The 10258-nt window shown below is 42.2% G+C and carries 9 protein-coding genes; 5 read left to right on the forward strand and 4 right to left on the reverse strand.

Annotated features, from left to right (window positions below):
• Positions 1-208 precede the first annotated feature (208 nt).
• The 4 genes from AB6E30_RS20235 to AB6E30_RS20250 form a co-directional block, all read right to left on the reverse strand.
• Entirely contained in the window at positions 209-364 is a 156-nt protein-coding gene (locus AB6E30_RS20235; RefSeq protein WP_154724030.1) for a hypothetical protein, read from the reverse strand.
• A gap of 143 nt (positions 365-507) precedes the next feature.
• Positions 508-1593: a hypothetical protein gene (locus AB6E30_RS20240; RefSeq protein WP_372105019.1), complete on the reverse strand. Its 1086-nt coding sequence runs from the start codon at positions 1591-1593 to the stop codon at positions 508-510.
• Positions 1593-2624: a recombinase RecT gene (locus tag AB6E30_RS20245; RefSeq protein ID WP_081230253.1), complete on the reverse strand. Its 1032-nt coding sequence runs from the start codon at positions 2622-2624 to the stop codon at positions 1593-1595. Before AB6E30_RS20245 ends, AB6E30_RS20240 begins: the two co-directional genes overlap by 1 nt.
• 15 nt (positions 2625-2639) lie before the next feature.
• A complete protein-coding gene (locus AB6E30_RS20250) occupies positions 2640-3719 on the reverse strand; it encodes a PD-(D/E)XK nuclease-like domain-containing protein (RefSeq protein WP_136987028.1) in 1080 nt (359 codons plus the stop codon).
• Between the two features lie 206 nt (positions 3720-3925).
• Between AB6E30_RS20250 and AB6E30_RS20255 the strand changes: the two genes are divergently transcribed.
• The 5 genes from AB6E30_RS20255 (at position 3926) to AB6E30_RS20275 (ending at position 8798) form a co-directional block, all read left to right on the forward strand.
• Positions 3926-4642: a hypothetical protein gene (locus AB6E30_RS20255; protein ID WP_136987029.1), complete on the forward strand. Its 717-nt coding sequence runs from the start codon at positions 3926-3928 to the stop codon at positions 4640-4642.
• Positions 4643-4740: 98 nt separating this feature from the next.
• Positions 4741-5445, forward strand: coding sequence for a hypothetical protein (locus tag AB6E30_RS20260; protein ID WP_102423357.1), 705 nt, complete (start codon positions 4741-4743; stop codon positions 5443-5445).
• Positions 5446-5449: 4 nt separating this feature from the next.
• A complete protein-coding gene (locus AB6E30_RS20265) occupies positions 5450-6061 on the forward strand; it encodes a hypothetical protein (protein ID WP_372105021.1) in 612 nt (203 codons plus the stop codon).
• Between the two features lie 11 nt (positions 6062-6072).
• The gene (locus tag AB6E30_RS20270; RefSeq protein ID WP_372105023.1) at positions 6073-6540 is read left to right on the forward strand and encodes a metal-dependent hydrolase; all 468 of its coding nucleotides are present in this window, start codon (positions 6073-6075) and stop codon (positions 6538-6540) included.
• Between the two features lie 1202 nt (positions 6541-7742).
• The gene (locus AB6E30_RS20275; protein ID WP_170964545.1) at positions 7743-8798 is read left to right on the forward strand and encodes a replication initiation protein; all 1056 of its coding nucleotides are present in this window, start codon (positions 7743-7745) and stop codon (positions 8796-8798) included.
• The last annotated feature ends 1460 nt before the right edge of the window (positions 8799-10258 follow it).

Genomic DNA, 10258 nt, shown 5'->3' on the forward strand with positions numbered 1-10258 from the left:
AAACGCGGGAACTGACTGAATGTTAGGCTTCAATGTATGAGAAAGAAATTTTGTTGTAGTAGTGACCAAACAGGAGTGATGAGAATGTGGAAATGCCAACAAGATGAAAGCAAACCAGAATGAAGCTAGTCACACTAAACAATCAAAATCTCTTACTATTCTGTCATGATGACAGATTGGAACACGGGTAAAATGCCGGAGATATACTCTACGACACTTGCTCCATTAGGTATTCAAAAGCGGTTTCTACCTGTGCTTCTGTCATCGAATCAAATTCAAAGCGTTCCATCGATTCAATTAACTGACTGGGTACAGGTTGTGTGTCGTGATCAGAGTGAGTGCTCGGCACTTTAGTTGTATTCATGTATCTATCACCTTCTTGTCTTTGATGAGTAGATACTAAATCAACAAAACACCCCCTCCCCCCATATTGGCGTTAGGTAAGCATAAACAGGGGCCGAGAATAGAAAACGGGGGGAGATTGGCTTTGAGGTGCAGCACCGAATATTACATTTTCGTCTCTAGCTGGCTTGAAGAGGACTCTTCATCGAGACAACTAGAGTGGAATTGATAGCTAAAGACTTTCACTAATTCTTGCTCACGAAAACTCGCCACAACAGCAATTTGGTAACCCATCGTAAAGAAGTCGTCATAAGAATAAGGGATCTGTGTTAATCGCTCACCGGTATCAGTAAAGCCAAGTACCCATGTATTGGTGCTTGAATCGAAATCAATGATGGTCAGTAGAATTGAGCGTCTTGCATCGAATCGATACACAGAATTGGTGGCCATGGAAAAGGCAAACCCAAATTCATCGTCCATAGTAGGTTCAGCCGGGACACGAGCATCAGCAAACAGCTTACAGGCAGATAGCTGACTAAGGAGAGCTTCAGAACTGCCTTCTACTTTATTGAAGAAACCAGATATCGCTCCGAGGAAAGTATACCCGCGTTTATTCGCCATCTTTGCAAGACCAGGTAAATCAGATTGAGCTTCACTGTCAATCAGAATCGCAATTTCTGTCTTCACCACCGTTTTTCGCCATATCGGTACTAACGACATCCAATGGCTCATAGGAAGACCGGTATACCCTTGTTCAGTTTTCAACGTTGCAAAATATCCAGAATCCACAGGGTAAATTGTCAGAACAGCAAGGGTAAAATTACTTGTGCCAGAAGTAGGAAAAAAACTGCAATCTGAATTGAAACATGTCGTCGAGTCAACGGAGAGGATGTCGTTATCTATCCAAGACATTGACGCCTCGGGAACTCGAAAACGGACCAGAACATCTCTTTCACGCACTGCCTTATATTCCTTGGGAAGACCTAACATAGACATATGTGGCAAGTTAATGTCATCAGGATGTGTTCGCAAACTCTTCACGACTTGCTGGTGGATATACACATCGGCCTGCTCTTGAGTACACTCAACTTCTTTGACAGAGCCGGTATCGCTGCGCTTAGTTTTGTAGATCAGTTTTTTGGAGCGACCACTCACTACAGAATGAGTGAGGAATACATTCTTCTTCCCTTGCGTGATGATATTCGCAGTAGGCAGTCGCTCAGGTTCGTTGTAAGTTTCAGTGTTCGTCATTAGTACCCCCACCCGCCCATAAAGCCATCAGAACCAAGAGTGGTTGGCGATGGGTTATCAGTTGACGGTTGTTCTGTTGCATCTTGAACCGGAGGAATAAATTCCATTTTTGGTCCATCAGTGGAACCTGCACGCTTAATCAAATCAGCAGCAGACTCACCTGTGTGTGTAACTACCTTCGAAGTACACACAGTATTGGTGTTCTTGATTGGCTGTCCAAAGGTGTTAACAGGAACGTTGTTTTGGTTTGAACTTAATAATTGCTTCTCTTTCTTTCCACGAGCGATCTCGTGGTCCATGGTGGATTTCATGTTCGTCCACATATTATCTTCTACGCTCATGAGCGTTTTAATACGACTGCGGTAATGAGGCTTATCGAAACCGAGTTGATTGAACAACAAGCGCATCATTCTACGAATTGCAGATTTCTTACGCATCTGACCAACAAATGCAGTATTCCAAACCGACTGGTTAGAACTGAAACTCATAGCCGCCATAAGCTCGATCTCATCCAACTCTTCACGGGATAGTGCTTCACAATAAACATGCCCTCCCAGTGTCTCCCCAACAGCATAAGCACATAGTAAGTCCCCACTTGCATAGGCACCTTGAGAAGTATGCTCAGGCAGTGAACGAGAGCCATGATAGACAAATTGGTCATTGCTAAAAACTTGATCCGCTGTAACTTGCGCCATTTCACCTGACTCGAACGCTAAGTGAATCAGTCCGTGGTATGTCGGCATAAATTCCAACACGAAGAAATTCGATACATAATCGTGACGATACAAAAAGGTGCCGTGATTCAAGCCTTCCTCAACAGACAAACCAATGGTCGCTTGGTTCAGTATGCTCCAATACACTGAGTTCGCATCCATATTAGAGGTAATCGACTCACCAAAGCTTTCCAGAATGTATGCCACATATTCCAGCTCTAAGTCTGTATCAAGACCCGATTGGTTCTCAGCAACGATAGTCGAAAAATGAGGACGTGCAGCCTCGACTGCTTGTAATACTAGTGATTGATTAGTCATGATAGCGCCCTCCAATTAACGGCAGTACTTCGGAATAGTGATAGAAGTGATTCCTGATAGATTCACGCGTTTTGTCCATACGCCTGTAGAAAGGCAAGTCGCCAATGTATGTAGCCCATCTTTGAACTTAATCATCGATTCTTCCTTTCTTTGTAAGTCATAGACTTCACATAAATCAGCATCGACATACTCAATGCATGCAAACAAGAAGGCACCCAAGTTCACCTCAAGCAAGCTTGCTACGTAGGTATAGAACGCTTCTTGAATGTGATACCCCAAGTTACCCGCTTGCTTGGCAAACGCATCAGGGTCCGTACTCGCAGTTGTTTTTACATCAACGGCAATACAGTCGAAGCGTAGCCAGTCAAAGCGACACTTGAGCCACAAGCCAGTTTCTGGGCAGCGAGCGATAAAGGAGATCTCTGGTAACCCATCTTGAATCAATGCATCTGCATCAACATTATCTCGACATGTTTCGTGTACGCGGTGTGCATCGTCCCAGACAATGGCATCAATCGCTTTTTTACCTTTATGGATAGCCTTATTGTTGTGCTCTTCTAAAACCGTATCCCAAAATTGCAGGGTCGGTTCTACTGCCAATAACTCTTTCATCAAACGCTCTTTATTGGCGCTTTTTGGCACATTAGGGATGTTAAGCTTCTCAACAAGCGCTTGCATTTCTGCGACCGTTCTAAGGGCATTTGGGTAATCAGCTGGCACAATATCGCGGTAATAGCGGTCATAGAACCCATGAGGCTCTAGGACCAACTCATGACCATAAGTGCCTGCATCAAAGGTGCGTTGCAGCGACTTCGACACGGTTCTACCACGGTCAATATCGCTTATGTATTTTCTGTAAAAGTGGGCAGGGGATTTCTTTACAAGCAGTTTCAACTGAGATGATGAATACGCGGGTAGGGCATGGTAAACCTCGTTCTCCATACCAATGTAAATCCCCTCGATGAGCTCACCTTTTTCATCGAGCCAGCTCGGGGACCCATCTTTGTTGTATGCCTTAAGCACATCACAAGTACTACCATCAAATTTGAATGGAGTAACCGAATCTCTTAGCGAGCTAATCATTTCAGTAATCATAATATGCCTTCTTAAACTTGTTTGTGATGTTATGAATATACATCACGAAATCCATTTTTTAGTAGTAATCTCCCCCCACTTTGAAAATTAGCGAATTCTCCTTGAGCCCTTATATATCAATGTCTTTGAAAGAAATCCTAACTGTCTAAACCAGTCCAAAATCGGTGTATAACCAATGATGACAGAATCAAAAATGGACATCGAATATGCTAGGTATGAACTATGTAATTCCATACGCCAAACACAGAACAAATACTGGCAGTGGCGCAGGTGTGCCGTTGATATTGAAATCGAAAGGGCTCGCAAATGGTGAAGGACTTTATGGTGATTGCTTTAACTTGCCGATAAAGCAAGGCGGGGTGTGGTTGAAAGAAGCCGAAATGGAATCAATGCTCACGAGCACGCTGGTGGAGCTCGGTAAGATACCGAAGAAATTTATAATCACCCGGTTGAACTTAGGACCAAAGGCTGTTCCTGATGAGTTGTTTCTCAATATCTTTGCGAGACATCCTCTGCCCTCAAATGTGAAGCTCAATGGTGTTTGGGCAAGAACGCTTATCCCCGAGTCGCCGTTTGTACTTTCTGTTATCGACCTGCGTGGCCAGAAGTGTGAATTATCCGTGACGGAAAAAGTCAGCCTGCTGCTGGGCAATGTATCCGGAGAAGTCGCGATACTGTCAGACTCCCCTTATACGACCTTTCCAAAGTGCCAATATCAAGCCAAGATGCTGAACGCGGATTATGACAATGATGGCCGTGTAGCTGGGCGGCTATTGAATTTTGAACAGCTACAGCTTTCTAATGCGGCTGCGCTTTTGATCGATGAATCTACGAAACCAGAAAGACTTCAACAAGTTCTCCATTGGTGTGAGTTGTATCAAATAAAGGTCCGAAAGATAGACGCACGGCACGGTCAACAATAAATATTGCCAATTAACGCCCGAAAATTGGCTCTTTAATTGAAAACATCGTTTGAGGGAAACGTTACCTTATTACCGTCTTTACGTTTATTGGTAACTCTATGATCCACTTCCTAACTATTGCTGCCGCCATTTGGGTACTTAAGTATCTGATGGAGCGCTTCCAAAAGAGCAGAGTACTCGTGTTTATCACGGGAATAGTTGGTGTACCTTTACATGAACTCGGACATTACCTGATGTGCAAATTGGTTGGGTTTAAGGTAACCGAAGTGAAACTGTTTCAAATGCCGACTCAAGATAATCCCGTGCTCGGCTACGTAAATTACGAATACCCAATGACCATCTCCGGTTCAATTCGAAAAGTAATAGTCAGTATTGGCCCAATTTTCACAGGCATCGTCGCACTGTATTTCCTCTCACCACAAGTGACACCGTATCTTTTTAATAACAACACAATTGACCTAACGTTGTTCATGAATAAAGCAGGGTGGCAACAGTGGTTTCTCATCTGGGTTTTATCTTCAGTAACACTGCACATGCTTCCATCTCTCACTGACATCAAAATCGCAATGGCTGGCTCACTGTGGATTGGGGTGTTTACTTATGTCGGCTTAATCTACGCAGCTTCACACACCACAACCGTTCTAAGCAGCGTCAATATCTATCTGGAAGAAATGGCAGGTTTGATGAGTGTTGGGGCAATCATCGCAACGGTCCCAGTCGCTATAACGCTACTTCAATTTATTTTCTCAACTATGAGTTCGCGTATGTATAACAAAAGCGTTAATTCATTAAAAAGAGACTAGACCAATGAAAATGACTCAAAAGAAAACATTAGCTGCGTTCATGATTTCAATCATGGCAGTCGGTTGTGCATCTAACGACATGACCAAATTGGAAGTAGAAAAGGCGAAGCATGACGCAACGGTTGACCGTGTGGATGAGACACTGAGTAACATTCCATCTTGGTACATGAAACCACCGAAGTCTAACGGTGAAGGCTTTTTTGCAGCCGGAACAGGAATGAGTTCTGACTTAGACATGGCGGTAACCAAAGCGAAGATTAACGCTGAGTTCGAATTGGCCAAGAAATATCGCCAAATCGTATCGGGCAGTGAACGTGCGTACACATCAGAAACAACCAATTCAGCAACAACGGAAAGCAAAGTCGTATCGTTGACTGAAAAAACGATCGATAAGCTGGTGGCCAATGCACAACTGTTTGATTACGACGTATCGGATACTGAAGTTATTCGAGAAGGTACTCAGTACCGCGTCTATTTGCTGTCATTCATGCCATACGATTCGAACAACGACGGTAGTGATGATTTATTCCGTGATGTGCGAGCCTCAAGCGACATTGCCTTTAAAGACTTAGAGCGTCGCGTGGATAAAGCAACGAACGGCAACACGGGTGAGTAGGGTGGTGCTGCGTGAAGGCAATCAATCATCAAATCACAACAGCAAGCGCCTATTACATCTGCATGAATACCATGCAAGACACATTCTATTGGATGTCATTTGCAGGTATGGGTTTCGCAATGTTAGGAGCATTAATGCCTGACATTGACACGAGACATAGCAGGGTAGGGCGCATTGTACCGTTCTTGAGTATACCGATTGAAGGCATTCTTGGGCATCGAGGAGCGTTACACAGTTTACTTGCTGCGTTTGGGCTGTGGTTCTTGTGTGCGACGTATGAGTTTCCTTGGGCATACTCGCTGACTTTTGGCTATATAGCTCACCTGGTAGGAGATGCCTGTACGAAATCGGGAGTCAATTTCTTTTGGCCGATAAGCACTCGATATCGAGTGCCACTGACGCCAGCCAGTAACGGCTTCTTTGAGGCTGTCACAACACTTGGATGTGTCGCATTGGCGAGTTGGGTTGCATTGAGATAAGTCCAACCTGTGGTTCAGCTATGGATACTGGTTAAGAAAGTACATTGGATAGGATCAATATCACATAAAACCCGTGTGAAACGCGGATTTTGTGTGTGAAAAACAAAACAACACGGAAAACCTGTAATAAGTTACGGGTTATATGTGATGGAAGCACGGAAAATATGTGTGACCATATCTAATAACCACTAAAAACACGGATATATTGTGTGATTAATCGAAAAAGCATGTGTATACACGGATAAAATGATCAACAAGGGGGTTATGAATAGGAAACATAAGCAGGATAAGACCAAATAGCGTGAAGAGTGTACATTTACCGAGCACAAAACCATCAAAACAACAGTACTTCCTGTTTGTTAGCTTAAACGGAAAATATGTAATGTATTGATGACTGTTACGGAGAACTGGGAGAAGAACGGTTTTACCACAAACTAGACACTCACCAAGTGAGCGAAACACGGATAATATGTACATTTACACGGATAAACTGATCATCAAACCTCTTGGTTAGGTTCGTCGTTAAAAAACACGGATTAAATGTATTAATACGCGGATAAACTGATCATTGAAAGCAGTAGAATTGTCATGTCAGCTGTATAAACACGGATTAAGAGTAATACTACACGGATAAACTGATCATTAAAGACCGGTATTTGCCCCCACGCCTGTCATATGACACGGACAAACTGATCTAAATGAACAGGGCTTAGGTGTGTCTTGGCACAAAACACGGATAAATAGATCAAGAATTCACTATGATTGGATGCATTTCAACCAAATAGAATATATGAGCGTGAGTATAAAACCTATAGTTATCGCAACTACCCTACATATAAAACTATATAAAACAATATCATAGCGAATTCAATGAAGTGATATCTTACAGTGTAAACGTACACGGAATATCTGTAGTGTTACACGGATAAACTGATCACATACGAGATAAATAGTTTGGTTTAGACATTGATACTATCGTTATTGGACGTGTTTAAAGGTATGAATGTGCGATTAATAATCAAGAAGTTGAAAGCGTTATAACCGATGACGAAGATGCCACCAGCGAACTTTCAATGCATGCGGAGAGTTTTTGTAGAAATACACGGATTTCTAGAGTTAATAACGGAAAAGCTGTGATGCTAACACGGATAAAGTGTTATACTTCCAGATAGTAGAAAATACAGTTGAGATTAGGCATGGATATGGTCAATACCTCGAAGAAGCATACACTTCCAAAACAGTTTAAAAAAGCGCATAAGCTTGTATTCTCCCAGCAAGACCTCACACAGCGTGAGGCAGACCTGTTTGCCTTAATGATAGCGCACATGAAGCCTGAAGATTGGGAGAATAATAACACGCCAACCTATCAATTCACATCAACTCAGCTTTCGCGATGGCTAAACATTGATCCAAAGGAACTAGCAAAGACACTCCGACCTGTTGCAGATAGACTGACTAAGAAAAATATTGGTGTGTTAGTTGAAGATGATACCAAGGATATCCAAGAGTTCGACTTCATCTCAATTTTCAAACGAGTGACATACAAAGATAGACGCCTGACAATGAAGCCGAATGAAGAGCTCAAAGATGCCTACATCGAGTATAATAATAGCTACGCTCTTATTACTACACAGAGCTTTCTTAGCCTTAAAAAAGAGTATGCCAAACGTCTCTATGAAATACTTAGTCGTTTCAAAGGCGGTGGGACTTACCTACAAACCTTTGATATTGAAGACTTAAAGGGCTTATTTGGACTCCATGACCCTGCAGGGAAGATCAAATCAGGAAAACGTTCTTTTTCCAATAACAGCGTATTTATTGATCGTTGCATCAAAGCCAGCATTAAAGGTATAGAAGAAGACTCAGAAACAAATCAAGAGATCATGTTCTACGACTCTGAAGATGGCAGAACCCATGGCTATGAGGTCTACCGTGAAGGTCGTAAGATATCAAAGATCAAATTCTTGTACCGTTGGGTTGAGAAGAAAGGCCCAGTTCAAAAGCTCAACATTGAAGATATAAAGCGGATAATCTCTTCATTAGAAATGAAGCGTGTCGGGGGAAGTGAGCTCACTACTGATGAGCTAAAGAACCTTTCACACTGTTATACGTCAATAGGCGAACAAGACAGAGCAAGCAAGATAAACGTAGCTATCAAGCGTCGTGAAAAAGAAGAAGAACAACGTGTGGAAATGGCTCAATCAATTGAAAGCTTCCTTAACGAAATTAACAGCCTATCTGTTGATGATAATTACTAATAAAAACAGAGGCTTAATTAACTTATGCACAGCTCAAAACTGTGCTAAAAATCTATTCAGTGTCAACATGGTGAAAACACGGATAAAGTGTGTGTTTGAAGAGAGCTAAATGATCAATAAACAAGGATATACAGATCAAAGAATCGGATAGAAAGATCATAAGTTCGGGTAAGATGATCATATGTTCGGAAAATGAGATCAAACATACGGGTAATGTGTAACTGAAACCGCTAAAAGTTCTTTATAAACAATTACTTAAGATACTCCATAGTTATTATAGATCCCATAGTTCCAATACTAATAATAGATATTAATAGTTATTAATATAGAGTGTAGATAATATTAGAAGTTAGAACACATGGCCACAGATCTTCATGTATTGCTTTTCTCTTGAATCCAAACGCAGTTCCAAATTGACATCTATTGGCATTAAAAAAGAACCCTTATTGATCGGGTTCTTTTTTTCGTTCAAGAGAAGCCATCTGCACTACTCTGGTTCGTCAGCTGAAATCACCCATTTATCAGCCACCAGCCGCGTTAGAAAGGCATCGAAGAATTCTTTTTTACCGAAGTATACCCATTTCATGAAAATCATTGTTGCAGTAGCTACACAGCACCTTAGTTATTGCTTCATTCACTTGATAGTGAATTTCTTGGATATACACATGGTACGAATCTTCGCCATCACCGAACGCTAGAATCACCCCTTTTTGAATCAGTTCAGAAGGGAGTTCCAATTCCTTTTTGTACGTTGAATCGATGAACTTATAGAAGTCGGGGCCGGTGTCCCTCGCGGAAGTAAGTACAACGTGACTTTTCTCATGGTAGATAACCTTTGTTTTGATCTCGTGGTGATTTCTTATGTATACATCAACGACCATTTCAATGAAGGAAAATGAAAATAAAAGAGTTGTTCAAGTTAGGAAACTGAAAATGCCAAGGGTAAAGTGTCTTTTTAGAAAAAAAAAGGCCCCGCTCCAATGCAGGGCAACTTTTATTATTGTTAAGTCGAAGCCTATCCCCAGGTTATCCGACTTTTCACCACACGTAACTGTCACCACACAGCACGCCAAAGAAGACTGAGGCAATCTGCTTAGGTGTGCTGTGTGACGGTTGCTACACGCGATGAGGGATCAGTGAAAAATACATTTTCAATAAATTCAGTCGAGGACTGGTATGATCAACGGGACATATCACCCGACTAATAAGGGAACTACCGGATAGTGGCAGAGAACTTAGAAGATTTTGAGAACTGAAGTAATTATAATAATGGTGTGTGGTTTTGTATAGTTTATATGCAAACCGGCTGGCTTAACTTTGAACTTGGTGGAGCCGCTGGTGGTTGGCTTGTGGCACAATGACGACAGGCTATAGCAATATAGTGACTAGCTTGTGGCACTATAAGTAATCGAGTAGGAGGAGGCCTCACGGCCTCCGTCCTCTCACACCACCGTACAAGC

It is taken from the genome of Vibrio sp. 10N.247.311.12 (assembly GCF_041467515.1).
Lineage (GTDB): Bacteria > Pseudomonadota > Gammaproteobacteria > Enterobacterales > Vibrionaceae > Vibrio > Vibrio crassostreae_C.

Bases quoted from the DNA above. Each gene is read 5' to 3' on its own strand.
- AB6E30_RS20235 (WP_154724030.1), bottom strand. From the start codon at position 364: ATGAATACAACTAAAGTGCCGAGCACTCACTCTGATCACGACACACAA.
- AB6E30_RS20240 (WP_372105019.1), bottom strand. From the start codon at position 1,593: ATGACGAACACTGAAACTTACAACGAACCTGAGCGACTGCCTACTGCG.
- AB6E30_RS20245 (WP_081230253.1), bottom strand. From the start codon at position 2,624: ATGACTAATCAATCACTAGTATTACAAGCAGTCGAGGCTGCACGTCCT.
- AB6E30_RS20250 (WP_136987028.1), bottom strand. From the start codon at position 3,719: ATGATTACTGAAATGATTAGCTCGCTAAGAGATTCGGTTACTCCATTC.
- AB6E30_RS20255 (WP_136987029.1), top strand. From the start codon at position 3,926: ATGCTAGGTATGAACTATGTAATTCCATACGCCAAACACAGAACAAAT.
- AB6E30_RS20260 (WP_102423357.1), top strand. From the start codon at position 4,741: ATGATCCACTTCCTAACTATTGCTGCCGCCATTTGGGTACTTAAGTAT.
- AB6E30_RS20265 (WP_372105021.1), top strand. From the start codon at position 5,450: ATGAAAATGACTCAAAAGAAAACATTAGCTGCGTTCATGATTTCAATC.
- AB6E30_RS20275 (WP_170964545.1), top strand. From the start codon at position 7,743: ATGGTCAATACCTCGAAGAAGCATACACTTCCAAAACAGTTTAAAAAA.